Origin of the sequence: Kocuria sp. NBRC 114282, assembly GCF_030268385.1 — a bacterium.
Classification (GTDB): domain Bacteria; phylum Actinomycetota; class Actinomycetes; order Actinomycetales; family Micrococcaceae; genus Kocuria; species Kocuria palustris.
On record NZ_BSQO01000003.1, the window covers coordinates 56,422 to 82,850 of the forward strand.

The 26,429-nt window shown below is 70.5% G+C and carries 20 protein-coding genes; 16 read left to right on the top strand and 4 right to left on the bottom strand.

The genetic code is table 11. The annotated features are described in order from the left end of the window. The first annotated feature begins 2 nt into the window (after positions 1–2). Entirely contained in the window at positions 3–1,385 is a 1,383-nt protein-coding gene (locus QSJ40_RS06500; protein ID WP_285729662.1) for a DUF4832 domain-containing protein, read from the top strand. Here the strand turns inward: QSJ40_RS06500 and QSJ40_RS06505 are convergent. Both QSJ40_RS06505 and QSJ40_RS06510 read right to left on the bottom strand, forming a co-directional pair. After that, entirely contained in the window at positions 1,372–2,598 is a 1,227-nt protein-coding gene (locus QSJ40_RS06505; RefSeq protein WP_285729665.1) for an NAD(P)-binding domain-containing protein, read from the bottom strand. The two genes, QSJ40_RS06500 and QSJ40_RS06505, sit on opposite strands and share 14 nt — an antisense overlap. A gap of 54 nt (positions 2,599–2,652) precedes the next feature. Continuing rightward, positions 2,653–4,980: an AAA family ATPase gene (locus tag QSJ40_RS06510; protein ID WP_058870975.1), complete on the bottom strand. Its 2,328-nt coding sequence runs from the start codon at positions 4,978–4,980 to the stop codon at positions 2,653–2,655. A gap of 159 nt (positions 4,981–5,139) precedes the next feature. Between QSJ40_RS06510 and QSJ40_RS06515 the strand changes: the two genes are divergently transcribed. Then, on the top strand, positions 5,140–6,486 hold the full coding sequence (locus QSJ40_RS06515; protein WP_058870974.1) for a TRAP transporter large permease subunit: 1,347 nt from the start codon (positions 5,140–5,142) through the stop codon (positions 6,484–6,486). 35 nt (positions 6,487–6,521) lie between these two features. Beyond that, complete coding sequence (locus tag QSJ40_RS06520) at positions 6,522–6,773, top strand: hypothetical protein (RefSeq protein ID WP_058870973.1); 252 nt, start codon at positions 6,522–6,524, stop codon at positions 6,771–6,773. 4 nt (positions 6,774–6,777) lie between these two features. Here QSJ40_RS06520 and QSJ40_RS06525 read toward each other — a convergent pair whose 3' ends face one another. Further along, complete coding sequence (locus tag QSJ40_RS06525) at positions 6,778–7,719, bottom strand: hypothetical protein (protein ID WP_058870972.1); 942 nt, start codon at positions 7,717–7,719, stop codon at positions 6,778–6,780. A 107-nt stretch (positions 7,720–7,826) separates the two neighbouring features. Next, positions 7,827–9,194: an MFS transporter gene (locus QSJ40_RS06530; protein ID WP_285729670.1), complete on the bottom strand. Its 1,368-nt coding sequence runs from the start codon at positions 9,192–9,194 to the stop codon at positions 7,827–7,829. A 177-nt stretch (positions 9,195–9,371) separates the two neighbouring features. Here QSJ40_RS06530 and thrS point away from each other — a divergent pair, with 177 nt between their 5' ends. From thrS to QSJ40_RS06595, 13 genes are all read left to right on the top strand, one after another. After that, positions 9,372–11,528 (top strand): threonine--tRNA ligase, encoded by a 2,157-nt coding sequence (gene thrS, locus QSJ40_RS06535; RefSeq protein ID WP_285729672.1) that lies wholly within the window; start codon positions 9,372–9,374, stop codon positions 11,526–11,528. Continuing rightward, a complete protein-coding gene (locus tag QSJ40_RS06540) occupies positions 11,525–12,163 on the top strand; it encodes an HIT family protein (protein ID WP_285729674.1) in 639 nt (212 codons plus the stop codon). The genes thrS and QSJ40_RS06540 overlap by 4 nt, the downstream gene beginning before the upstream one ends. Positions 12,164–12,433: 270 nt before the next feature. Further along, complete coding sequence (locus tag QSJ40_RS06545; RefSeq protein ID WP_285729676.1) at positions 12,434–13,873, top strand: FAD-binding oxidoreductase; 1,440 nt, start codon at positions 12,434–12,436, stop codon at positions 13,871–13,873. A gap of 56 nt (positions 13,874–13,929) precedes the next feature. Next, entirely contained in the window at positions 13,930–15,240 is a 1,311-nt protein-coding gene (locus tag QSJ40_RS06550; protein ID WP_285729678.1) for a Mur ligase family protein, read from the top strand. 12 nt (positions 15,241–15,252) lie between these two features. Further along, positions 15,253–16,026: a type 1 glutamine amidotransferase gene (locus QSJ40_RS06555; protein WP_259903106.1), complete on the top strand. Its 774-nt coding sequence runs from the start codon at positions 15,253–15,255 to the stop codon at positions 16,024–16,026. A 175-nt stretch (positions 16,027–16,201) separates the two neighbouring features. Then, a complete protein-coding gene (locus QSJ40_RS06560) occupies positions 16,202–16,963 on the top strand; it encodes a YebC/PmpR family DNA-binding transcriptional regulator (protein WP_285729682.1) in 762 nt (253 codons plus the stop codon). Between the two features lie 32 nt (positions 16,964–16,995). Then, positions 16,996–17,655: a crossover junction endodeoxyribonuclease RuvC gene (ruvC, locus tag QSJ40_RS06565; RefSeq protein ID WP_285729684.1), complete on the top strand. Its 660-nt coding sequence runs from the start codon at positions 16,996–16,998 to the stop codon at positions 17,653–17,655. 156 nt (positions 17,656–17,811) lie between these two features. Further along, positions 17,812–18,474, top strand: coding sequence for a Holliday junction branch migration protein RuvA (gene ruvA, locus QSJ40_RS06570; RefSeq protein WP_285729687.1), 663 nt, complete (start codon positions 17,812–17,814; stop codon positions 18,472–18,474). 2 nt (positions 18,475–18,476) lie between these two features. Next, positions 18,477–19,556, top strand: a complete 1,080-nt coding sequence (ruvB, locus tag QSJ40_RS06575; protein ID WP_006213307.1) for a Holliday junction branch migration DNA helicase RuvB — start codon at positions 18,477–18,479, stop codon at positions 19,554–19,556. Between the two features lie 197 nt (positions 19,557–19,753). Continuing rightward, entirely contained in the window at positions 19,754–20,197 is a 444-nt protein-coding gene (locus tag QSJ40_RS06580) for a preprotein translocase subunit YajC (protein WP_006213306.1), read from the top strand. A gap of 331 nt (positions 20,198–20,528) precedes the next feature. After that, positions 20,529–22,511 (top strand): protein translocase subunit SecD, encoded by a 1,983-nt coding sequence (gene secD, locus QSJ40_RS06585; protein WP_285730187.1) that lies wholly within the window; start codon positions 20,529–20,531, stop codon positions 22,509–22,511. Beyond that, positions 22,511–23,608 carry a protein translocase subunit SecF gene (gene secF / locus QSJ40_RS06590; protein ID WP_058870962.1) on the top strand — a complete coding sequence of 366 codons (1,098 nt, stop codon included), beginning with the start codon at positions 22,511–22,513 and terminating at the stop codon, positions 23,606–23,608. Before secD ends, secF begins: the two co-directional genes overlap by 1 nt. Positions 23,609–23,733: 125 nt before the next feature. Then, a complete protein-coding gene (locus QSJ40_RS06595) occupies positions 23,734–26,367 on the top strand; it encodes a RelA/SpoT family protein (RefSeq protein WP_153005636.1) in 2,634 nt (877 codons plus the stop codon). The last annotated feature ends 62 nt before the right edge of the window (positions 26,368–26,429 follow it).

Sequence of the window (26,429 nt, forward strand, 5' to 3'; positions counted from 1 at the left end):
GGGTGAGTTCCACGCATCGTCATGGCCTTCTGGGCGCCGCAGCGGTGGTGGTCGTCGTCGCCTCGCTGATCGCAGGAGTTCCCCAGGGCCCCATGTCCAAGCAGGTCCAACACTACGAGTCCACCGACGAGCCGATCCCCAACCCGGGGCGCGGGATGTCGCACTACACCCAGACTCGCTACGCCGAGGACGGCTCCGGGCACACGCCCCTGGACGTCTGGCAGCTGCGCCGCTGGAAGGACGAGGACCAGACCACGGTCGTCTATCGGATCGTGCTGCTCGACGGATACCGCGAGTCGGACGCGCTGCCGCAGAAGGTCCTGGACGACCTGGACGCGGATCTCGACCTGCTCAACGACGAAGGCATGAAGGCGATCCTGCGCTTCGCCTACACGGAGGACGGAACGGACGACGCCACCCCGGATCGCACCGTCGCCCACATCCAGCAGCTGGCGCCGGTGCTCAATGATCACCGCGGCGTGATCCACTCGCTGCAGGCCGGCTTCGTGGGGCAGTGGGGCGAGTGGTACTACTCGGACAACTTCGCCAGCGATGCGAACGAGCCGTGGAAGCTCACCGGCGACGACTGGGCGAACCGCCAGCGCGTCATGGATGCGCTGCAGGAGAGCATCGACCCGCGGATCGTGCTGCAGGTCCGCTACCCGGAGATCCATCGTCGGCTCGTGCACGAGGACCGCAAGGACCGGGTGGGCATCCACAACGACTGCTTCCTGGCCTCGGACACGGACATGGGCACCCTGGTCAACGACGACGACCGCGCCTATCTGGAGCAGGTCGCGAAGAACGTGCCCACGACGGGGGAGACCTGCGCGGTGAACCCCGGGCGCTCCGATGACGCCGAGACCGCGGTCTCCGAGCTGCAGCGCTACAGCTGGGCCGTGCTCAACGCCGACTTCAACCAGGAGGTCCTGCAGTCCTGGGGCGAGGACGACCTGGCCGAGATCCAGATGCGACTGGGCTACCGCTATGCCCTGGCCAGCGCCTCCGCACCGCGCGAGCTGGCGCCGGGGGAGGACGGCCAGCTCTGGCTGCAGCTGCGCAACGACGGCTACGCGGCCACCGGGCGGCATGCGGAGATCATCCTGACGTTCTCCGACGACTCCGGCCGGATCGTGCACACCGCGCGGACCGACGTGGAGCTGGATGACATCCGCCCGGGTGAGGAGGGCTATGTTCCGGTGTCGTTCCAGGCACCCGCCCAGACGGGGTCCTACTCCCTGGGGCTGCAGGTCCCGGATCCGGACAGCGACTCCACCAGCGCGGATCTGACCAAGCCGGCCTACAGCGTGCGCCTGGCCAATGACGGCATCTGGGATTCCGAGACCGGCGTCAACGACCTGGGGATGCAGCTCACGGTCGAGTGAGGCTCTCGGTGCTGCGCACCGCGCCGAGGGCCGCCGCACGACCGGCGCGCGTGGCCCCGATGGTCGAGGCCGAGGCGCCGTAGCCCACCAGGAACAGCCCGGGCTCCCCGGACACCGAGACGCCGTCTTCCTCCATCTGGACGCCGCCGCCGGGCTGACGCAGCCGCAGCGGCGCCAGGTGATCCAGCACGGCGCGGAAGCCTGTCGCCCACAGCACCGCATCCACCGGGGTCTCCCACGCGCTCGAACCATCCGCTTCGGACGGGTGACCGGGCAGGGCGGCGGCGGGGCGCTCCGACTGGTCCAGCAGGGCGTCGACGATCGTGCCCTGCGAAGGCAGCCTGCGACCGTCGGGCCTGGGGCCATCGAGCACGGCACCCGTCTGCGTGAGCCGCAGCAGGGGGCCTCGGGAGATCAGCGTGCCGTCGTCGATGCCGTGGCGGTACTGCTCCGTGAGCGGCAGGCCCGTCGCGGCGACCACCGACAGCGGCGGCAGGCCCGTCGTCGTGCGAGCGGAGACCGAGGCCTCCACGTCCGCGCCCCAGGACTTGTCGAAGAACCGATCCGTCCAGTCCGGCTCCCGACGGGTGCTCCACACCGTGTGCGCACCGGCGTCCTGGAGCTGCAGCAGGAACTGCAGGGCCGAGGTGCCTCCGCCCACCACGAGGACGCGCTGGCCGGCGAACTCCTCGGCGGAGGTGAAGTCGCGGGTGTGCAGCTGCCGTCCCGCGAACTCCCGCATGCCGGGATAGGCGGGCCAGTGCGGACGGTTCCAGGTCCCGGTCGCGCTGATCACCGCGTGCGCTCGCCGCACCGAGCCGTCCGAGGCGGTGACGCGGAACAGGCCGTCGTCGTCGCGCTCCACCGCGGTCGCTGCAGTCGGGCGCACGACGGGCAGTCCGAGCTCGCGCTCATACGCCGCGTAGTAGCGGGAGACCACGCGGCTGGCCGGCTCGGTCGGATCGGGGTCGCCCAGCGGGAAGCCGGGCAGGTCGTGGATGCCGTGGGCGGCGTCGAAGGTCAGCGAGTCCCAGCGATGCCGCCAGGCGCCTCCGGGTCCGTCGTTGCCGTCGAGCACCACGAACTCCCGCCACGGCTGCAGCCCCTTGCGCAGCAGGTGCGCCGCCGCGCTGAGTCCCGCCTGGCCGGCGCCGATGACGATGACGCGCAGTGGATCGCCCTCGGCCTGCCCCGAAGTAGATGATGTGTCCACAAACACGAAAGCGCACAGAAGGGGTGAGCTATTCCCCCGAGGCGGGCGCGGGGATCACAGGGCGGAGATGCGCACCTGTGCAGACGCAGCGGCAGGGCTGCTGCCTGCGGGCGAGGACGTGCCGTCGGCCCAGGCCAGGAAGTCGTCGAACGCGATGATCGGCTTGCCGTACTGCGCGGCCTTCTTCGCCTTGCCGGACTGGGTGCCGAGCTCGGCGACCACCAGGGCGTCACACCGGGTCTTGGTGACGTTGGCGACGGGGGCGAGCCCGTGGGAGGCAGCCAGGCTCTCCACGTCGTAGCGGGAGAGCTCGCGCCCGTCGGCGCCGTGGGCGGTGCCCGTGAAGCAGACTCGCGCGCCGGGGGAGAGGACGTCGGACAGGTCGACGTCTGCGCCCTGGTCGCCGTCCAGGATCTGCGTGCCGAGCTGAGCCTCGATCTCCTGCAGGATCCCGTGTGCCGTGGGGCTCAGCGCGGCGCGCCCGGCGGCAGCCCGCAGCGCCTCGGTCAGCGCCGCCGCACGGTCCTCGTCCGACGCATCCAGGCCGGGGGCGTGCACGAGCAGCTCGACGCCCTCGTCACCGCGCGGCATCAGGTAACCGGGGCGGTCGTCGATCGCGGGGAACGGCTCCTCGCCGGTCAGGCCACGCCGGGCGGCGATGTCCCGGGCAGCCAGTGCCCGCTCCAGCGCAGTCGGGGCGCTCAGCCGCGTGCGGTCCTCCCAGGTCAGGGAGCCGTCGTCGAGCTCGGTGCCCAGCGGCATGCGGGTCACGTGCTGGTTGCGCTTGAGCTCGAAGTCGATGCGGCTCAGCGCCTGATCCACGTGCAGCCCGATGGGGGTCCGCTCGCTGAGCAGCGGAGCCAGCGCCGCCCAGGCCTGCTCGAGCAGGGGTGCCAGCTCCACGTCGGCGGCGGTGATGCCGTAGTCGGTGCGCGCGGAGCCCAGGTCGCGGGTGGGGTTCACGAGCGTAGAGGCCTGCTGGCCGTCGTCGGTGACCACGGCCAGCTCGATCGGGCGGGGCTTCCAGCGCGAGCCCTCATCGCCCACCCAGCACACGCCGAAGTAGACGCTGCCGCGGGTCTGCAGCGCCGGTGCCTGGGAGCGCAGGAAGCGGCGGACCCGCTGATCCACGCGCAGGTCCTTGGGCAGCACGTCGCGGGTGAGGACCATGCCGTCGAGGGAGCGGCAGCGGCTCAGCGCCACGTAGAGCTGCCCGTCGGCGAAGGTGCCTCCGGTCAGGTCCACCACCACGCGGTCCAGGGTCTGGCCCTGGCTCTTGTGGATCGTGATCGCCCAGGCCAGGCGGAACGGCAGCTGGGAGAAGGTGCCTACGACCTCGTGCGTGAGCTGCCCGCCCGCCACCGACGGCCGGGTCACCTCCCACAGGTGCCGCTCCACGGTGGCACGCGAGCCGTCGGGCAGCTCGACGACAACGTAGGGCTCGCCGTCGTCGTCGAACAGCGTCTCGGTGATCTTGGCCAGGGTCCCGTTGACCCAGCGATCGGCCGGATCATTGGTCAGCAGCATGATCTGGGCGCCGGCCTTGTACTCGAGCACGTCCTCGGCCGGGCGCTCCATGCCGTCGAGCTCGCCGGTGATCCGTGCGGTGGAGAAGGCGGAGTGGGCCGGGAGCCGTTCGAGCATCCGTCGGTTGCGCGCCCCGGCGATGCGGTTGGTCGTGGCCAGGGTCAGCCAGAACTCGTCCAGCGGCGGTTCGAACTCGGGGTCGGTGTGCCGGTTGAGCTCGGTGCGGGCCTCCTCGAGCAGGCCGCCGTCGCGCACGGCGTTGAGGATCTCGACCATGCGGGTGTCGTTGAGCTGGCGGAAGACCGTGGTCAGCTCCACGACCGCGAACGACGACGCCGCGTACTGGTGCCCCGAGAAGAAGAAGGGGGAGTCGTAGTAGGTCTGGAAATGCTCCCGCTCCGGCTCGGTGACCACCGGGGGCAGCTGATGCAGATCGCCGACCAGCACGAGCTGCACACCGCCGAACGGCGTGCCCGGCTTGGGCCCGAACTGCTCCAGGGCGAGCGCCAGGCAGTCGAAGAGATCGGCGCGGACCATGGAGATCTCGTCGATCACCAGGGTGTCCAGGGCCTTCAGCGTCTTCATGAACCGCCCGGGTCGATAGTCGCCGGAGCGCACCTGCTCGGGGGTGATGCCCGCAGGGAAGGAGAACAGTCGGTGCAGGGTGTAGCCGCCCACGTTCAGTGCGGCGATGCCCGTGGGTGCGGCCACCACCACGGAGCGGGAGGTGCTCTCCAGGAACGTGCGGATCAGCGTCGACTTGCCCGTGCCGGCGCGGCCGGTGAGGAAGACGGGGACGCCGGCGTGCAGCTTCTCCAGGGCGTCGGAGAACTCGGCGGTGAGGGTGAGGGTCATCGGCCTCAGTCTCCCAGGCGGAGGTCTTCGCGGGATGGCGGAACGCGCAGGTCCAGGGAGGTGTCCGCGATCACATAGTGTGGGCTCGAATCGGAAGCTCCGCCGATCGCGGACCGCACGCCGACAGCACTCATGGCGGATGTCGCGAAGGAGGTCACCATGGGCATCGTCGCCCTTGCGGTGTTCATCACCATCACGGTGGTGCTCAACGTTCCCCTGCGGCGCCCGATCGCCGAATCGCTGCTCGTCGCACTGATCGGCACCGCACTGGTCGGCGGAACCCGATTCTTCGAGCTGCTGAGCCTGGGCGTGGTGGAGGCTCTCGACAACGACGTCACCTTCGCAGGCATGGCCTTCGTCTTCATGGGCGTGATCGTCCAGCAGACCGGTCTGATCGAGCGCCTGATCACGATCTTCAACTCGATGTTCGGCCGCCTTCGCGGTGGCGCGGCCTACGTCTCCACGGCCGGATCCGCGGCGATCGGGCTCGTCGCCGGTTCGACGGCGGGCAATGCCGCCACCGTGGGCGCAGTGACCATTCCCTGGATGAAGGAGAACGGCTGGTCGCCGGCGCGCTCTGCGACGCTCGTGGCCGGCAATTCGGGACTGGGAGTCTCCCTGCCTCCGAACTCGACCATGTTCATCATCCTGGCTGCGATCCCCGCAGGGCTGGGGGTCAGCGGCGCCGACGTCTATGTCTCGCTGCTGGTCACCGGTGCCTATGCCGTCGTGTACCGCATGATCGTGGTCTGGATCTGGGCCCGGCGCGACGGATTGGAACCGGCAGACGCCTCGGAGATCATGCGCTTGCCCCAGGCCCTGCGGCAGGGCTGGAGCTCCACCCTGATCTTCCTGGGCATCCTCATCCCCGTCGTTCTGACCTTCGGGCCGCTCTACGACTGGCTCTCGGCGTCGCAGCGGGTCGGTGAGGAGCCGATGGGCGAGATCTCGATCATCGTCTGGGTGCCGATTCTCATCTCTGTGATCGCATTGATCGAAGGCCGCAAGCGTCTCGCCGGGAGGTGGCGGGAGACCGCTCGCGCCGTGCGCGACGAAGCGCCGCAGTTCGCGACCGTCGGCATCTCCCTGTTCTCGGCGCTGGCCGCCTCGACGATCATGTCCGAGCTGGGAGTGGGGGATCAGCTCTCCGCCGCCCTGGAATCGGTGCACCTTCCTGTGCCGCTGCTCGTGCTGCTGATCTGTGCTGCGATCGTCGTGGTGGCCACGCCGCTGTCGTCGACAGCGACCGCCGCCGCCATCGGCGCCCCAGCGGTGATCGCCATGGATTCCATGGGGATCCCCGCCGTCGTGGCCGTCTGCGCCGTGCTGCTGTGCACCTCGACGGAGGGGGCATCCCCGCCTGTCGGCGCGCCCATCTACCTCGCATCGTCCTTGGCGAAGGTTGAGCCGCGACGCATGTTCGTGCCGCTGATCGTCTGGTTCGTGGTCCCGGTCATTCTGCTCGCCTGGGTCGTGGCCCTGGGCTTCCTGCCGATCCCGCATTGAGCCATGGATCCGACAATGCACCGAAAGGAGCCGTCATGAGACGGATCGTTCTCGTCGTCTTCTGGGCCTCGCTGGCAGTCTTCCTGCTGCTGGGCCTCGGCATCGTGGCAGGTCAGCTGGCGGGAGTCCTGCTGGGCAGCGGAAGTATCGTGGCCGGGGTCGCCTCGGTCCTGAACTGGCCGGCCTTCTCCGCAGCGACGGTCTGCTCCCTGGCTGCGTTCGTCCTCGGTTACCTCCCCGATCCTGACCGTCCTTCGACGCGGGTGGAGCTGTCGGCAGACAATTGAGACGTCACTGATACGACACGAACCACGGCTTGGGGTCGTTGTCGAAGGTCTCCTCCGGGGTCCAGGTGGGGGTGTCCTCGTCGTAGAAGTTCTTCCACGCCATGCGCATGCCCTCGGGCAGGTCGCTCTTCAGAGCATCCCACGTGCCCAGCTTCAGCTCGCGGGTTCCGTGGCCGTCGGCGTGCACGACCATGGCGACCTCCGGTACAGACGCGTCGATGTTCTCGCGATCCGGGAGCATGTCCACGGAGAACTGGTGCAGGATCAGCACCTTCTGCGGAAGCTCGTCCTCCTGCACGATGCCGGCGAGCCACTGGGCGACCTCGTCGACCTCCGCGGCCTCGACCGAGCCGACCTGCACCATGTGCTGCCCTCCGGGCTGCAGCCGCCACTCGGGATCCAGGGCCAGGCCCACATGGGGCTCGCGCAGCAGGTCCTCGTAGCGCTTGGCCTGAGTCAGGAAGTCTGTGGAGCCGGGCTGCAGATCCAGCACGCAGTAGACGCCTGCCTCGCCGGCGGCGTCGATCCACGGGCGCAGCGTCTGGGGATCGAGCTCGTTGGAGTAGTCGCCGTCGGGCCCGGCCTCGGAGGAGGCGACGGTCGCGATGATCTCGAAGGCCGGGATGACCGGTTCCTCGGAGAACGGCTCGTACTCCTTGGCCAGCTCCTGCACGCGGGTGATGGACGCGTCGACGTCCTGCTCGCCCAGGCAGCCCAGCCCTGGGACGCCCGGGGAGCCGTAGAGGGCGATCATGCGCCGGCCGGGGAAGACCTCGGTGCCGCCGCCGGGCAGCTCGACCGGCTCCGGCGTCGACGACGCGCTGCCGCCCGTGGCCTCGGAGCCGCCCTGGCCGTCGTCGTCCTGCGAGCCGCAGGCGGCCAGGCTCAGCACCGCCGCGGCGGCGCCGCTCAGGAAGACGGATCGGGGGAGTCGGGCGCTGCTCATGGGGGTGAGCTCCTCTGCGGGAAGACATCGGGAAGCGCCTTCACCCTAAGCTCACTGAGCATGAGGAGCCCTCAGGGTTGCCCGGGGTTTCTCGTGGTCCCGGGCGCTCAGGCCACGGGGATCTGCCCCGTGGGCGGCGACGGGGTCCGACCTGCGCCGCGACCGTGGACGAGCCAGTAGTACCCGACGGCGACCAGCAGCACACCGGCTGCGCACAGGTACATCCCGCGGTAGCCGAGAGCGGGCACCACAGAGCCGAGGACAGCGGGTCCGACGGTCGCGCCGAGGTCCATGCACAGGAAGAAGGTCGCCGTTGTCAGTCCCACGCGAGCGATTGGGGCGACCTTGACGGCCGCTGCCTGGGCCGCGGTGATGATCGCGCCGAAGGAGCAGCCCAGCATGGCCCCGGCCGCCAGCAGCATCCATCCGGAGCTCGCGAAGGCCAGCATGACCAGGGTCGCCGAGAACAGCACCAGCGCCGGAGGGATCACGCTGTTGTCGCCGCGCCGGTCCTGCCGCCTGCCCAGGTACGGGCGCGTGAGGACGATGGCGATCGCGTACACGACGAAGAAGGCCGCGGCCGAGCTCACCAGAACCAGCTCCACGGCGTAGGCGTTGAGGTAGGTCAGGATCGTGGAGTAGGCCATGCCCGCGAAGACCATGAGCCCGGAGATGGGCAGAGCGCGCGTCTCGATGATCGACGACAGCCGCCACTGTCGTGCCGAGCGGCGCTGGGCCTGAGTGAGCTCGACCTCGGGGACGCGCAGCACGAGCACCACGATCAGGGCCAGGCCCGCCACCGCGGAGACGAGCACGAAGAGGCTCCCGTAGCCGATCGAGCGCGAGAGCCACACGCCCAGGGCGGGGCCCAGAGCTGTGGCCAGGGTGGTCGACAGGCCGAAGTACCCCGTGGCCTCACCGCGGCGCCGAGGCGGGATGACGCCCTGGACCGCCGCCGGGGCGATTGTGGTCACGGCGGCGAAGGCGATGCCGTTGACGAAGCGCACGGCCAGCAGCCCGGCCATCCCGGTGTCCGGCAGATAGGCCGTGGAGATCAGCGTGAACAGGACCATGGCCGTGACCAGGACGCGCCGCCGTCCGATGAGCTCCATGTACTTGCCCGTGAGCAGCCGGGCGATCACCGCGCCGACGGTGAACGACGACGTCGTCAGCCCGGCCTCGGCCTGACCGGCCGAGAAGCGGTCCATCGCGTAGGCGGCCGAGATGGTGGTCACGAGGTAGAACTGCATGGACACCAGGAACTGGACCAGCCACAGCAGCACGAACCGGGTGCTCAGGATCCGCTGCGACGGGTCCGTGGACGCCTCTGGGGCCGGGCGCTGCAGCAGCGGGATCTGCCCGGTGACCGGCTGGTCGTAGCGCAGCGGCTCGACCTCGGGCTCGGCGGAGTCGTGGGGCTGCCGGTCCTCGTGGGGATCGTCGGGGTCGTCCTGCGGGGCGGGAGGCTTGGTCATGTGGTTGCGGGGACTCCGTTCGGGGCAGGCGGCGACCGTGATGGCTGGGGCTCGACCATTGTGCCCGCTGCTCTGGCCGCTGCCGCGAGCTGCGGCGTCGCACCGCGCCGGTAGCATGGCCTGGTCGCGCGGCCCCTGTACGGTCGCGTCCCTCGAACCGAAAGGCTGCAGCAGCTCATGAGCGAGTCCGTGTCCCAGAACCCCTCCGCGCAGGATCCCAGCGTCGGCGGGATCACCGTCACCGTGGACGGACAGCAGCAGCAGGTCGCGACCGGGACCACCGCCGCTGATCTCTACCAGGGCCAGCGGGAGGTCGTCGTCGCCCGGATCAACGGCACGCTGCGCGATCTTGCCACCCCCCTGGCCGACGGGCAGTCGATCGAGCGCGTGCTGATCTCGGACCCGGAGGGCCTGGAGGTCCTGCGCCACTCGACCGCCCACGTGATGGCCCAGGCGGTGCAGGAGCTCAAGCAGGAGGCCAAGCTCGGCATCGGCCCGTACATCACGGACGGGTTCTACTTCGACTTCGACGTCGACGAGGCCTTCACCCCGGAGGATCTCAAGGCGCTGGAGAAGCGCATGCAGAAGATCGTGAACTCCACGCAGAGCTTCCGCCGGCGCTCCGTGACCCACGATGAGGCCGTCGCGGAGATGGCCGATGAGCCCTACAAGCTCGAGCTGATCGGGCTGGCCCAGGGCCCCGGCTCCGGCGCGGAGGTCGCCGCCACGGAGGGCGCCTCGCAGGAGGTCGCCGCCGGCGAGCTGACCATCTACGACAACGTCGACCGCAAGTCCGGCGAGATCGTCTGGAAGGACCTGTGCCGCGGGCCCCACCTGCCGGACACCAAGCTGATCGGCAACGGCTTCGCCCTGATGCGCTCGGCTGCCGCCTACTGGCGCGGCTCGGAGAAGAACAAGCAGCTGCAGCGCATCTACGGCACGGCATGGCCCACCAAGGACGAGCTCAAGGCGTACAAGGATCGCCTCGCCGAGGCCGAGCGCCGCGATCACCGCAAGCTGGGCTCCGAGCTGGACCTGTTCTCCTTCCCGGACGAGATCGGCTCCGGCCTGGCCGTGTTCCACCCCAAGGGCGGTCTGATCCGCATGGAGATGGAGAACCTCTCGCGCGAGCAGCACGTCAATCACGGCTACTCGTTCGTGAACACGCCGCACATCACCAAGTCCACGCTCTACGAGATCTCCGGGCACCTGGGCTTCTACAAGGACGGCATGTTCCCGCCCATGCAGATGGACGAGGAGCGCGACGCCGCGGGCAATGTCACCAAGCAGGGCCAGGACTACTACCTGAAGCCCATGAACTGCCCCATGCACAACCTGATCTTCCGCCAGCGCGGCCGCTCCTACCGCGACCTGCCGCTGCGGCTGTTCGAGTTCGGCACGGTGTACCGCAACGAGAAGTCCGGCGTGATCCACGGCCTGACCCGCGCCCGCGGCTTCACGCAGGACGACGCCCACATCTACTGCACGCGCGAGCAGATGCGCGATGAGATCGCCACCACGCTGGACTTCGTGCTGGACCTGCTGCGGGCCTACGGCCTGGACGACTTCTACCTGGAGCTCTCCACGCGCGATCCGCAGAAGTCCATCGGCGACGACGCCACCTGGGAGGAGGCCACCTCCACGCTCGAGGAGGTCGCCACCGCCTCGGGTCTGGAGCTCGTCCCGGATCCGGAGGGCGCGGCGTTCTACGGCCCCAAGATCTCCGTGCAGGCTCGCGATGCCATCGGGCGCACCTGGCAGATGTCCACGATCCAGCTGGACTTCTTCATGCCCGAGCGCTTCGACCTCGAGTACGCGGCCGCCGACGGCTCCCGTCAGCGCCCCGTCATGATCCACCGCGCGCTGTTCGGCTCGATCGAGCGGTTCTTCGGCGTGCTGACCGAGCACTACGCAGGCGCCTTCCCGGCCTGGCTGGCGCCCGAGCAGGTCCGTGCCATCCCGGTGGCCGAGGCCTTCGACGACTACCTGGGCGACGTCGTGGCGAAGCTGCGCACCGCCGGGGTGCGCGCCGAGCTCGACTCCTCCTCGGACCGGTTCCCCAAGAAGATCCGCACCGCGTCCAAGGACAAGGTGCCGTTCGTGCTGATCGCAGGCGGCGACGACGCCGAGGCCGGTGCAGTGTCCTTCCGCTTCCGTGACGGCTCGCAGGAGAACGGCGTGCCGGTCGAGGAGGCCGTCGCCCGGATCGCCGCGCACGTGAGCAATCGCGTGAACGACGATCCCGTCCCCTCGGCCGCCGCGGGCGATGAGACGGTCGGGCAGGCCCCCGGCGTGGACGCCGATGCGCCGGGGTCGCAGGGCGCGCAGTCATGAGCACGGGGGAGCCGGGCGCGCGCGTGGGCCAGCACCACTGGGTGCGCCAGGACGATTTCGAGATCCCCGGGGTGCCGGATTCGTTCCAGCGCCTGTGGACCCCGCACCGCCTGGCCTATGTGCGCGGCGAGGACACCTCGGTCGAGACGGTGCCGGGCTGCCCGTTCTGCACGGGCCCCGAGCGCCGGGACGACGAATCCCTGATCGTCTTCCGCGGCGAGCACTGCTTCGTGATCCTCAACCTGTTCCCCTACAACCCCGGCCACCTGCTGGTGTGCCCGTACCGCCACCTGGCGGATCTGACCGAGCTCACCGACGACGAGCTCACCGAGCTCATGCGCCTGACCCGCGACGCTGTCGTGGCAGTGAGCGAGGCCTCGCACCCGAACGCCTTCAACACGGGGCTGAATCTGGGCCAGGCGGCTGGCGGTTCGCTGTCGGATCACCTGCACATGCATGTGGTGCCCCGGTGGAACGGGGACTCCAACTTCCTGCCCGTGACCGCGCACACCAAAGCGATCATGGACACGCTGGGCGGGACCTGGACCGACATCCGGGAGCACTGGCCGGAGCAGGGCACAGCGCCGCGGGCCACGGAGGGCACCGGAACCGCCGGCACGGCCGCGGAGAGCTGATCTCCCCGGCCTCGCGCGCGGCCTTGCAGCGTCCTTCGACTCTGTGCCGCATCCAGTGGCCGAATCCGCACCGTTGAACCATCGACAGCCCGAGTCGGTGCCGCCCAGAGGTCCGCGATGGTGCCGAACCGGCCGCCGGATGGCAGTGAGGTGAAGAAGCGGCCGCTCGATGCCGCTCCGGGGATAGCCGAGTGCACTTAGGCTGAGGGGATCCGCAACGCCGCGGGTTCGCTCTCGGAGGCTGCGGCACGTGAATCGACGGGAGCCACGATGTCCGCGAACCACGGCACGCTGAGCTGTCCGGCGACTGCTGCGCTCGAGCGCCTGACGGCGCAGCTGGGCGCGAGGCTGAGCACCGACCCCGCTGAGCTCGAGCCGCTGCGGGAGGACCGCTCGGGGCACCGGAGCCCGGGCGCCCCGCTGGCGCTGATCCGCGCCGGAAGCATCGAGGACGTCCAGCTCGTGTGCCGCACCGCCTCCGAGCACGGCATCCCGGTGGTCACCCGCGGCGCGGGCACCGGCCTGGCCGGCGGGGCGTGCGCCGGTCCCGGCGAGCTCGTGCTGTCCACGCAGGACCTGGATCAGGTGCACGAGATCTCGGTGCCGAATCGCCTGGCCGTCGTCGGGCCGGGGATCCTCAACGGCGCGCTGAACGCCCGACTGGCCGAGCACGGACTGTGGTGGGCCCCGGACCCCTCGAGCAAGGACATCTCCACGGTAGGCGGCAACATCGCCATGAACGCCGGCGGCCTGCTGTGCGCCAAGTACGGCGTCACCCGCGAGGCGGTGCTCGCGCTGACGGTCGTGCTCGCCGACGGCCGTCTGATCTCGGTGGGCCACCGCACCGTGAAGGGCGTGACAGGCTACGACCTCTGCGCGCTGATGATCGGCTCGGAGGGCACGCTGGGCGTGATCGTCAAGTGCACGCTGGCCCTGCGTCCCGTCGTGACCGGCCCGCGCCCCGTGGTCGCGGCGAGCTTCCCGAGCGTAATCGCAGCCTCGGCGGCCGCCTCCGCTGTCACGGCGGAGGGTCTCACCCCTGCGCTGCTCGAGCTGATGGACGGGCCCACCGTGGAGTGTGTCGAGCAGCGGCGCGGTCGGCGCATCGGCTCGGCGGGGTCGTCGTTCCTGCTGGCCCAGACCGACGGGCCGGAAGCCGACGAGGTCGCCGGGAGGATCGCGGCGATCTTCGAGGCCGCCGGCGGCGAGGTCCGCGCGGCCGAGGACGAGGCGGAGGCCGATGAGCTCATCGGTCTGCGACGCAGCGCGTTCCCGGCGCTGGAGGCGCGTGCGCAGCGGATGGCCCAGGAGGGCGGCTTCGCCGGCGGCGGCTCGATCCTGGTCGAGGACATCGCCGTGCCGCGCGACCGGCTGGCCGAGGCCTTCGAGCGGATCCGCGAGATCGAGCTGCGTCACGGGATCCTCATCCCCACGACCACCCACGCCGGCGACGGCAACCTGCACCCGATCTTCCTGGTCGGCGACGACGAGGTCCCCGAGCGGATCTGGGAGGCCGCCGGAGAGGTCTTCCGGATCGCCCTGGAGCTGGGCGGCACGCTGTCGGGGGAGCATGGCATCGGCCTGCTCAAGCGGCGCTGGCTCGGAGATGAGCTCGGAGAGGATCAGCTGGACCTCCAGGCGCAGATCCGCGCGGTCTTCGATCCGCAGGGGATCCTCAATCCCGGCAAGGTCTTCGCACGGGAGCACTGAACCTGGCGGCGAGCCCCGGCCCTGCCGGCGCTGAGTCGTCAGGGCGACGAACTAGGATGTCCGCCATGTCCAGACCACTTGTGAGGCTCCTCGGCCAGGGCGTGCGCGCCGCCACCAAGCTGCGCGGCGGAGGCTCGGCGTTCCCCGGGCTGGTGATGGAGAAGCTGCACCCGGACTTCGTGGCCGAGCAGCTGGCCCGGCTGCCCCAGGGCGTCGTGGTGATCTCCGGGACCAACGGCAAGACGACCACCACCAAGATGGCCGTCCAGCTGCTCGAGTCCCAGGGCCTGCGCGTGTTCACCAACCGCACCGGCTCGAACTTCGTGCGCGGGGTGGCGGCCTCCCTGCTGGAGGAGATCTCCCTGACCGGCAGGCTGGACGCGGACATCGCCGTGCTGGAGCTCGACGAGGCCCACGCGGTCCACTTCGTGAAGCTCGTCCAGCCCCGGTTCGCACTGCTGCTCAACGTCATGCGAGATCAGCTCGACCGCTTCGGCGAGATCGACACCACCCGCCGCATGCTCTCCCAGATCGCGGCGGCCACCACCGAGGCCGTGGTCCTCAACCGCGAGGACCCGCGCATTGCCTCTCTGGCCGATGACGTCCGCCCCGGGACCGAGGTGCACTGGTACGGGCTGTCGGAGAAGCTGCGGCCCATGTTCCCGTCGGACGACGACATGCGCGGCGCCGACGGCCCCGAGGCTCCGGTGCCGTCGCAGGAGGCCAAGCCGGAGGCGATCGTCCAGCTCGAGGACTTCGAGGCCACCGACGTCACGTTCTCCGTGCGCGGGGAGCCGGCGCAGGCGGAGGTCCATCTCTACGGCGTCTACAACGTCTACAACGCCGCGGCCGCCCTGGCGCTGGCGCTGACCGTCTCGCAGGAGCGCAGCGGCCTGTCCGCCGCGCTGCCGTCGCTGCTGGGGGAGCTGTCCCGCGTGACCCCGGCCTTCGGACGCGGCGAGACGATCATGGTCGACGGCACCCCGCTGCAGCTGCTGCTCGTGAAGAACCCCGCGGGCTTCCGCCTGTCGCTGGCCTCCGCCGCACCGGAGTCCTACGCGACCATGATCTCCATCAACGACGAATACGCCGACGGTCGCGACGTCTCCTGGCTGTGGGACGTCGAGTTCGAGTCCCTGCGCGGCGGGGGAGTCGACATGGTCACCGGCACGCGCGCCTGGGACATGGCTCTGCGCCTGGACTACGACCAGGTGCAGGTCGGCGCCGTCGAGCCGGACATTGCCCGAGCGCTCACGGAGTTCATCGCCTCCGCCGACGGACGCCCCATGCGCGTCTTCTGCACCTATACGTCCATGCTCACGCTGCGCCGCGAGCTGCGCGCCGTGGCCGTCGTGCCCGAGATCTGAGAGAGGACCGCGATGACCACTGCGACTCCCAACCTCCCCGCCGCAGGAGCCGAGCCCGAGCTCGGCGGGCAGGGCGAGATCCACCTCGTGCAGCTCTATCCGCGCGACATGAACATCTACGGCGACTGGGGCAACACGCTGACGCTCAAGCGCCGTCTCGAGCGCCGCGGCTACAGCGTGCGCGTCACCGACTACAACCCCGGCGACTCCTTCCCCGGCGACGGCGACATCTTCGTGGGCGGCGGCGGCCAGGACTCCGGGCAGTTCCGCGTCATGGAGGATCTGCAGCGGATCAAGCCGCTGCTGCTCGAGCTGGTGCAGGACGGCGCGCCCATGCTCGCCATCTGCGGGCTCTACCAGCTCTTCGGCCATCGCTTCCGCACGATCGGCGGCGAGACGCTGACGGGTGTGGGGATCTTCGATCTCGAGACCGTCGGCGGCCCGGAGCGGCTGATCGGCAACATCGTCACCGAGTCGCCCGATCTCGGCACCGTGATCGGCTACGAGAACCACTCCGGTCTGACCCACCTGGGCGCGGGCCAGAAGCCCTTCGGCAAGGTGGTCTCCGGTGCGGGCAACGACGGCCAGGACGGCACGGAGGGCGCGGTGACCCGCGAGGTCATCGGCACCTATCTGCACGGCTCCCTGCTGCCCAAGAACCCGGCGGTTGCCGATCACCTCATCGCCACGGCGGTGCGGCGACGCTATGCGCACGAGACCCTCGAGCCGCTGAACGATCTGCTGGCGGAGAAGGCGCGGGAGGTCGCGGCCTCCCGTCCGCGCTGAGCCCGGGACCCGTCGCCTACAATCGACCAGCAGACTTCCCAGCGCAGCGTCATGCGCCGCGGTGGTGCGCCGCACGGCCCCTCCGGCCGTGACCGGCACCCCCGACGCACGCGCTGCCAGCCGCCGCCGGGAGGAGCCCGGCGCTGCGGCACCGACACGAACCAGGAGGCAAGCCATGTCCGGTCACTCCAAGTGGGCCACGACCAAGCACAAGAAGGCCGCCATCGACGCCAAGCGCGCCAAGGCCTTCGCCAAGTACATCAAGGGCATCGAGGTCGCCGCGCGCCAGGGCGGCGCCGACACCGCGGGCAACCCGGCGCTGGATCTGGCCGTGTCCAAGGCCAAGAAGAACTCGGTGCCCAACGACAACATCGACCGCGCCATCAAGCGCGGCGCCGGCCTGACCGGCGAGGTCATCGAGTACTCGGAGATCTTCTACGAGGCCCGCGGGCCCGAGGGCTCGGCCCTGTACATCGAGTGCCTGACCGACAACAAGAACCGCGCGGCCTCCGAGGTCCGCGTGGCCGTGACTCGCAACGGCGGCACTATGGCCGATCCGGGCTCGGTCACCTTCATGTTCGAGCGCAAGGGCGTGGCCGAGGTCGCCAAGGCCGACGGCGTCACCGAGGACGACGTCATGATGGCCGTGCTGGACGCCGGGGCGGAGGAGGTCATCGAGGACCAGGACGTCTTCGAGGTCATCTCCGAGGCCACCGACCTGCCCCAGATCCGCACGGCTCTGGACGAGGCGGAGCTGGAGTACAACAACGACGACCCCCAGTTCCGCCCGAACATGAAGGTCGAGCTCGACGCCGACGCCGCGCGCAAGTTCCTGCGCCTGGCCGATGCGATCGAGGAGCTCGACGACGTCCAGAACGTCTACTCCAACGTGGAGATCACCCCCGAGGTCGCCGCCCAGCTCGAGGACGAGGACTGAGCCAGGCTCCGGCACCCGCCCGACGTCCCGCCATGGGCTCCGCGGCCAGGGCGCAGGCCCCTGAGCAGGTCATCCTGGGCGTCGATCCCGGGCTGACCCGCTGCGGGTTCGGGATCGTGCGCATGCGCGCCGACCGCCGCGCCGAATGGGTCCACCACGAGGTCCAGGGCACAGGCGCCGACGAGCCCCTGGAGCAGCGGATCCTGCGCATCGCCCAGGCGGCCGATCAGCTGCTCGAGCGCTTCGCCCCGGATGCTTTGGCGATCGAGCGCGTGTTCGCGCAGAACAACGCCCCCACCGTGGTCGGCACCGCCCAGGCCTCGGGCGTGGTGATCGCCGCCGCAGCCGCTCGCGGGGTCCCCGTCGCCTGGCACACCCCGTCCGAGGTCAAGGCCGCGGTCACCGGCGACGGCTCGGCCGAGAAGGCCGCCGTGACCAAGATGATCGCGCGCATCCTCCGCCTCGAGCAGCTGCCGCGTCCGGCCGACGCCGCCGATGCCCTGGCGATCGCGGTCTGCCACGGCTGGCGCTCCGGTGTGGGCGCGGGCCTGGACGCCCAGGCGGGCACTACGACCACGCACCAGGGCGCCCGCACGGGACTGCAGCGCGCGAGCCAGGAGCGCGGCACCGCCCTGACACCCGCTCAGCGCGCCTGGCAGGCCGCGGAGCAGAAGGCTCGGCGCGGCCACTGAGGGACCGCATCGTCCTCGGGTGCGGGCCCTCGTCCCGGGCGAGGGCCTGCGCTGTGTGGTCGTCGCGGCTTGGTAGGGTGAGCGAGGCATCGTACTGATGTTCGAATGGCTGCCCGATTCGCGGGCGGCTCCCCGCATCGAGGAGAGGGTGTTCCCATGATCGCGTCCGTGCGCGGCGAGGTGCTGCACAAGGGGCTGAGCACGGCCGTCGTCGACGTCATGGGGCTGGGCCTCGAGCTGCAGGCCACCCCGCAGACTCTCTCCGGGCTGCACGAGGGCCGCGAGGCCCGGCTGGCCACCGCGTTCGTGGCGCGCAAGGACGACTCCCCGCTGCTGTTCGGCTTCGCGGACGCGGAGGAGAAGGAGATCTTCGAGACAATGCTGGGCGTCTCCGGCATCGGTCCGCGCACCGCACTGGCGGTGCTGGCCGCGCTGGGCACGCAGGAGGTCCGCACGGCCATCGCCCAGGGCGACCCCAAGCCGTTCACCACCGTCTCCGGGATCGGGCCCAAAGGCGCCAAGCGCATCGTGCTCGAGCTCGCGGACAAGCTCGTTCCCGCCGATCCGCCACCGGCCTCGGCCCCGCAGGCGGCGCAGATCCCGCTGTGGCGCACCCAGGTCACGGAGGCCCTCACGGGTCTGGGCTGGAACGAGAAGGACGCCTCAGCGGCCATCGACGACGCCCTGGTCGGTCGAGAGGAGCTCGCCGACTCCGGTGACGTCGCCCTGATCCTGCGCACCGTGCTCGCCTGGCTCGGCGCCCGGGCCTCGGCTCCTGCCGCCGGCCGCAGCTCGGCCCGGGCGGGGGAGGGCCGTTGAGCATGGACGCACAGCACAGCGGGTCCGAGCGCCTGGTGGGCGGGGAGCCGGAGCTGGACGAGCGCGCCGTCGAATCGGCCCTGCGCCCCGAGTCCCTGGCGGACTTCGTGGGTCAGCCGCGTGTGCGCCAGCAGCTCTCCCTGGTCCTGGAGGCCTCCAGGCTGCGGGGCCGCAGCGCCGATCACGTGCTGCTGTCCGGACCTCCCGGTCTGGGCAAGACCACGCTGGCCATGATCATCGCCCAGGAGATGGGCGCTCCGCTGCGCATCTCCTCCGGGCCTGCCATCCAGCACTCCGGCGACCTGGCCGCGATCCTGTCCTCCCTGACTGAGGGCGAGGTCCTGTTCCTCGACGAGATACACCGCATGTCCCGGCCCGCCGAGGAGATGCTCTACATGGCCATGGAGGACTTCCGGGTCGACATCGTGGTGGGCAAGGGCGCCGGGGCCACCTCCATCCCGCTGGACCTGCCGCCGTTCACCCTGGTCGGTGCCACCACGCGCGCCGGGCTGCTGCCGGGACCGCTGCGCGATCGCTTCGGCTTCACCGGGCACCTCGAGTTCTACAGCGACCACGAGCTCGTCTCCGTGCTGCGCCGCTCCGCCGGGCTGCTGGACCTGCGCCTGTCCACGGAGGGCTTCGAGGAGGTCGCCACCCGCTCCCGCGGAACTCCGCGCATCGCCAACCGCCTGCTGCGCCGCGTGCGCGACTGGGCGCTGGTCCACGGCGTGGACAGCATCGACGCCCGCGCCTGCTCCGCCGCCCTGGAGATGTACGAGGTCGACTCGCGGGGCCTGGACCGCCTGGACCGCTCGGTGCTCGAGGCGCTGGTCCGCCACTTCGGCGGCGGACCGGTGGGGCTGTCCACCCTGGCGATCGCCGTGGGGGAGGAATCGGAGACCGTCGAGGAGGTCGCCGAGCCGTACCTGGTCCGCGAGGGCCTGCTGGCGCGGACCCCGCGAGGACGCATCGCCATGCCCGCGGCTTGGGAGCACCTGGGACTGGTACCGCCCGAGCACGCAGCCTTCCGGGACACTGCGGTGCGCCAGGCCCTCGGCGACCAGGACCCCCCGCAGCAGTAGCCCTCCGGACGGCGACCGGCTGCGACCCGGCGCCTGGGAGCCCGCTGACCGGGCCCTGCGCGGCCGCGTCCCCTACCATGGACGGGAATCCTCGCCGCCGCCGCGCTGCCCCACGTGCTTGTCCAGGGGCGGAGTCCCGGTCGCGGCACCGACCACCACGCGATGCGCAGAAGCGCATCGCAGGATCAGGAGTCTGCATGACACCCGTCGTCACCGAATCGCTGTCCGCCGCCGGAGCCGCTGGAGGCGGCGGCTCCTCCATGCTGCTCTTCGGCTTCATGCTGCTGCTGATCATCGGCATGTTCTGGTTCTCCAGCCGCACCCGCAAGAAGCAGCAGGAGAAGCTGAAGTCGCAGCAGCGCGCCATGGAGCCCGGCATGGAGGTCATGACGAGCTACGGCCTCTACGGCCGCCTGGTCTCCAAGGACGAGGACGCCGTCAAGGCCGTCATCGAGATCGCCCCGGGCACCCAGGTCACCGTGCACCTGCAGACCCTCACCAACGTGGTCGAGCGTGACACCCCCGCTGCCGGCGGCACGGATGCCGCAGGCTCCACCGCAGCCGGGGACGCCTCCGCTGACGAGACCCCAGCCGGCGACCCCACGGATCCCCGCGATCCGGGAGCCGACTCCTCCCGCTGATCAGCCAGCACCCGCGCCTCGGCCCCCTCGGCCGGGGCGCTCGTGCGTGTTGCGGCACCTGAGACCGCCTCCTCGGGTCCACCCGCGCCCGCCCGGCCCACGTGTGCCGCGCTTCACAGCCCCCTCGAACCCCGCAAGGATCTGCGCCCCGATGTCGACATCGCCAGAAGATCGCTCGTCCGCGAGCACCCCCGGCCGCGAGCCGGGGGACCGGAAGAAGAAGCCGCGCCGCAGCGAGCAGGAGACGACGGCCCAGCGTGCGCAGCGTCGTCAGCTCGGCGGCACCGAGCTGCACCGGGCCGTGAGAACTGCTCGAGGCTCGCTCGTGGGCATGTTCGTGCTGCTGGTCGCCATGCTCGGCGTGCTGGGCTGGGGCGCAGGTCAGGGCCACACCGGCTGGGGGCCGCGCCTGGCGCTGGACCTCGAGGGCGGCACGCAGATGATCCTGACCCCTGAGCTGACCGGTCAGCAGGAGGGCGAGGAGATATCCCAGGAGCAGCTCGACCAGGCGGTGGAGATCATCCGCCAGCGCGTCGACGGCTCCGGCGTCTCGGAGGCCGAGGTGTCCACCCAGGGCGGCGAGAACATCGTCGTGTCCATGCCGGGCACGCCCGATCAGGAGACCCGGGACCTGATCCAGACCTCGGCGCAGATGAGCTTCCGACCCGTGCTGATGGTCGGCCCCGCCGAGGCCACTCCGGAGGACGAGCGCACCCCCGAGGACGAGCAGGTCGAGCCGGACGGCGAGCCCACGGACTCGTCGGACCCCAACTGGGTCGACGGCGATCTGATGGCCAAGTACGAGGCCACGGACTGCACGCAGCCGCAGACCCCCGAGCAGCGCGCCGCCCAGGACCCGGAGGCGGCCATCGTCGCCTGCGATCCCAGCGGCGGCGGCAAGTACATCCTCGGCCCGATCGAGCTCGAGGGCACCGATATCTCGGACTCGTCGTACGGCATGGCCCAGGGTGCCAACGGGACGACCACCGGCCAGTACGCCGTGAACATCCAGTTCAACGAGGAAGGCACCCAGACCTTCAAGGAGCTCTCCGAGCGCCTGAACTCGATCGGTCAGACCAGCCCCGGGGACCCCCGCAGCCAGTTCGCGATCCTGCTGGACGGCGAGGTCATCTCCGCACCGTCCATGGACGCGGTCATCCCCGACGGCCAGGCGCAGATCACCGGCTCCTTCACGGAGGAGGACGCGCAGTTCCTCTCCGAGCAGCTGCGCTACGGCTCGCTGCCCGTGAGCTTCGAGATCTCCTCGGAGCAGCAGATCTCGGCCACCATGGGCGCCGATCAGCTGCGCTGGGGCGTCATCGCCGGGCTCATCGGCCTGGTCCTGGTGGCCGTCTACTGCCTGTTCCAGTACCGCCTGCTGGGCCTGGTGACCATCGCTTCGCTCGTGGTGCTGGGCGTGGCGTCCTGGCTGGCCATCGTGCTGCTGGGCTGGGGCATGAACTACCGCCTGTCGATGGCGGGCGTGGCCGGCCTGATCGTGTCGATCGGCATGGCCGCCGACTCGTTCATCGTCTACTTCGAGCGCATCCGCGATGAGATCCGCATCGGGCGCACGATCCCAGCGGCCATCGATCACGGCTGGAAGCGCGCGCGTCAGACCGTGATCGCCTCCAAGTCCGTGAACCTGATCGCCTCGGTGGTGCTCTACTTCGTGGCCGTGGGCAACGTGCGCGGCTTCGCGTTCACTCTGGGCCTGACCGCGGTGATCGACCTGGTGGTCGTGTTCCTGTTCACCCATCCCGTCATGGTCCTGCTCTCGCGCACCCGCTTCTTCGCTCAGGGCCGCAAGGGCTCCGGGCTGGATCCCGAGACCCTCGACGCCGTGCCGTTCTACCGCGGCGCCGGTCGCACCCGCACTCCGGACGACCTGGACCCGGCCGCCGGTGCGGTGGCGGAGGAGTCCGCCGTGCAGAGCGCCCCGGCCGAGCAGGAGCTCGTGGGCGCGTCCTCGCCGCTCAGCTCCCGCACGAAGCACGCGGCCTCGACGGAGCCCGACGACGACAGCGCCCCCGAGAGCTCCGCAGCTCACAGTGCTGCAGAGACAGAGGACTCTCCCGGGCCCGGCGAGGCAGCGACCGAGGCTCAGAGCACCGGCTCGAGCGCTGCTGCGGGCAGGCCCTCCCGCCGCAGCGCGGGGGCCCCGGACGACGAGCGCGGTCTCACCGTGGCCGAGCGCCGCCGTCGGGCCCGGCGCGCGGCAGGCGAGTCATCGCCGTCGGACCCGCCGCCCCCGCAGGACCCGGAAGCGACCCGCCCGGCCTCCGACCGACGCACGAACGAGGAGGACGCCTGATGTCCCGCTTCTCAGACTTCGGCAACGACCTCTACAGCGGTCGTCGCTCCTTCGGCTTCGTGCCCCGCCGCGGACTGTGGCTGGCCATCGCCGGCGCGCTCGTGGTCATCAGCCTGCTGATCCCCGTGGTCAAGGGCGGCTTCAACCTGGGCATCGACTTCACCGGCGGCTCCGAGTTCACGATCTCCTCGGTGGCCGACGACGATCCGCAGGTCGGCCAGCAGGCGCTGCAGGACACCGGTGCCACCGAGGAGGGCGAGGTCACCAACATCGCCCCGGGCACCATGCGCGCCCAGACCGAGCAGCTCGACGACGAGCAGACCCTGGAGGTCCGCGACGCCCTGGCCGAGGCCTATGACGTCCCGGCCGAGAACGTCACCTCGAACTTCGTGGGCCCCACCTGGGGCGCGGGGATCTCGCAGCAGATGCTGCGCGGCCTGGTGATCTTCCTGGTGCTCACCGCGGTCGTGATGGCCCTGTACTTCCGCACCTGGAAGATGTCCGTGGCCTCGATGGCAGGCGTGTTCGTCACGGTGGCACTCACCGTGGGCACCTACTCGCTCGTGGGCTTCGAGGTCACGCCCTCGGCCGTCATCGGCTTCCTGACCGTGCTGTCGTACTCGCTGTACGACACCGTGGTCGTCTTCGACAAGGTCCGCGAGAACACCAAGGGCCTGCTCGACGGCTCCGCGCCGGCCTCCCGCAGGCAGCGCGGGTTCCTGGGGCAGATCAACCTGGCGGCCAACCAGACGCTGGTGCGCTCGATCAACACCTCGATCGTGGGCCTGCTGCCCGTGGGCGCCATCCTGTTCATCGGCGCCGCGCTGCTGGGTGCCGGAACGCTCAAGGACCTGGCGCTGTCGCAGTTCGTGGGCATCATCTACGGCACGCTGGCCACGCTGTTCGTGGCCACGCCGCTGTATGCGGCGCTGCGCTCCCGCGAACCGGCCGTGCGCCGGATCGACGAGGCTGCCGAGGCCTCCGCCGGCCGCTCCGGTGCTTCGGGCGAGGACTCCGAGGTGCCGCTCGACGACGAGGCCGCGGGCAGCGTCACCGCAGGTGCGACCACGACCCGCGCCGGGGGCTCCACAGCCTGAGGATGCGGCCCGATGTGGTCTGGAGCATGTCCCGGTAGTCCTACAATTGCCGGATTGATCCACTTCGGGGATCGCGTGGAAGGGCCGGGCGCTGAACCTGGCCGGACCGAGAACAGGAGGCGGAGATGACCGAGGGCCGCAGGGGAGTCATCGACGACGGTCGGGGGCGGCCTCCGCGCGCGCCCGAACCCTCCGCCGAAGCCGTCGAGCCCGCCCAGGAGGGCGCCTCGGCGGAGACCTCGCCGCCGCCCTCCGCAGATCGCTCGCACGACAGCGCCTCCGCCGCGGCGGCCCCGGAAGCCCCGGAGACTCTCGGTGCCGCCTCGAAGGCGACCGCCGACTCCGCCGCCGATGACCCGGACGAGGCCATCGAGCGCCGGTCCCGCCAGCTCGAGGCCGAGGAGGCCGAGCGTGCGGCGCGGCGTCGCACGGGCTCGAGCGCCGGGGGCACGCACTGGGTCGTGCCCGCCTCGCGCCCGGTCTTCGGCCGCGCGGTGTTCCCGGGGCGCTCGGAGCGCACCCGCTCCACGCTGTCGTACCTGTCGGGGGCCTCGATCTCGTCGTCCCCGCTGATCGAGCCGCTGCTGCGCACCGTGCGCGAGAACGCTCCCGACGAGGACCTGGCGGTCCTGCAGCGCGCGTTCTCCGTGGCCGATGAGCGCCACCAGGGGCAGAAGCGCAAGAGCGGCGACCCGTACATCACTCATCCGGTGGCCGTGACGACCATCCTGGCCGAGCTCGGCATGACCGGCCCGGTGCTGGTCGCCGCGCTGCTGCACGACACGGTCGAGGACACCGACTACACCCTCGAGGACCTCACCGAGGAGTTCGGCGAGGAGGTCGCGGCGCTCGTCGACGGCGTGACCAAGCTCGACAAGGTGCAGTACGGGGAGAACGCGCAGGCCGAGACCGTGCGCAAGATGATCGTGGCCATGGCCAAGGACATCCGCGTGCTGCTGATCAAGCTCGCCGACCGGCTGCACAACGCCCGCACGTGGCGCTTCGTGTCCCAGGAGTCCTCGGGGCGCAAGGCGCGCGAGACCCTGGAGATCTTCGCTCCGCTGGCTCACCGCCTGGGCCTGAACACGATCAAGTGGGAGCTGGAGGATCTGTCCTTCGCGGCGCTGTATCCCAAGATCTATGAGGAGATCGTGCGGATGGTGGGGGAGCGCCAGCCCCAGCGCGAGCGCAACCTGGCCCAGATCCGCTCCCTGGTGGCCGAGGACCTGGACAAGGCCGAGATCGAGGCCACGATCACGGGGCGCCCCAAGCACTACTACTCCATCTACCAGAAGATGGTCGTGCGGGGTAAGGACTTCGACGAGATCCAGGACCTGCTGGCCGTGCGCGTGCTCGTGGGCACGGTGCGCGAGTGCTATGCGGCCCTCGGTGCGCTGCATGCGCGGTGGCGGCCCCTGCCGGGGCGGTTCAAGGACTACATCGCCATGCCCAAGTTCAACATGTACCAGTCGCTGCACACCACGGTGCTGGGACCGAACGGGCGCCCGGTCGAGATCCAGATCCGCACCCACGACATGCACCAGCGCGCCGAGTACGGCGTGGCCGCGCACTGGAAGTACAAGGCCTCCGGCGCCGCCGACGGCCCCGCGGCCAAGGCGGATGCCGATGACATCGGCTGGCTGAAGTCCCTGGTGTCCTGGCAGGACGAGACGCGGGACTCGACCGAGTTCCTGGACTCGCTGCGCTACCAGATCGACACCAAGGAGGTCTTCGTCTTCACACCCAAGGGCGATGTCATGGCGCTGCCCGTGGGCTCCACCCCGGTGGATTTCGCCTACGCCGTGCACACGGAGGTCGGCGACAAGACCATCGGCGCGCGGGTCAACGGAAAGCTCGTGGCCCTGTCCTCCGAGCTGCAGCACGGCGACTGGGTCGAGGTGCTGACCTCCAAGTCGGAGGCGGCCGGGCCGTCGCAGGACTGGCTGAAGTTCGTCTCCTCGCCGCGGGCCCGGTCCAAGATCAAGCAGTGGTTCTCCAAGGAGCGCCGCGAGGAGGCCATCGAGCGCGGCCAGGAGTCGCTGACCCGTGCGCTGCGCAAGCACCACCTGCCGCTGCAGCGCACGGTCACGCAGGAGGCTCTGGTCTCAGCGGCGCACACGCTGAACAAGTCGGACATCGCCGAGCTCTACGAGGCCATCGGCACCGACTCGGTCACGGCGCGGCAGGTCGTGGACCTGCTGGTGGAATCGGCCGGCGGCGACGAGGGCTCGGCCGAGGAGATCGACGACACCTCCACGCCCATCCAGCCGGTGCGCTCCCGCGTGGTCGACTCCGGCGTGGCCGTGGACGGCGCCAGCGACGTCTACGTGAAGCTCGCCCGCTGCTGCACGCCCGTGCCCCCGGACGAGATCGTCGGCTTCGTGACCCGCGGGCAGGGCATCTCGGTGCACCGGGCCGACTGCTCGAACATCGCCGCGCAGAAGGAGCCAGAGCGCCTGGTCAAGGTCCACTGGGCCCCCACCCAGGCCTCGGTGTTCCTGGTCGAGATCCAGGTCGAGGCGCTGGACCGCAACTCGCTGCTCTCCGATGTCACCCGGGTGCTCTCGGAGAACCACGTCAACATCCTCTCGGCCAACGTCTCCACCTCCACGCAGCGCGTGGCGATCTCCCGCTTCGCCTTCGAGATGGGCGATGCCCGCTACCTCAATCACGTGCTGAACCAGGTCCGCCGGATCGACGGCGTCTACGACGTCTATCGCACCTCCGGCCAGCGCAGGCTCTCCACCGCGGAGGCCTGAGCACTGAGCCGCGGCTTGCGCAGCTCGTGCCTGAGGGGTCTGTGCCGCGCCTCTGCTGTCCC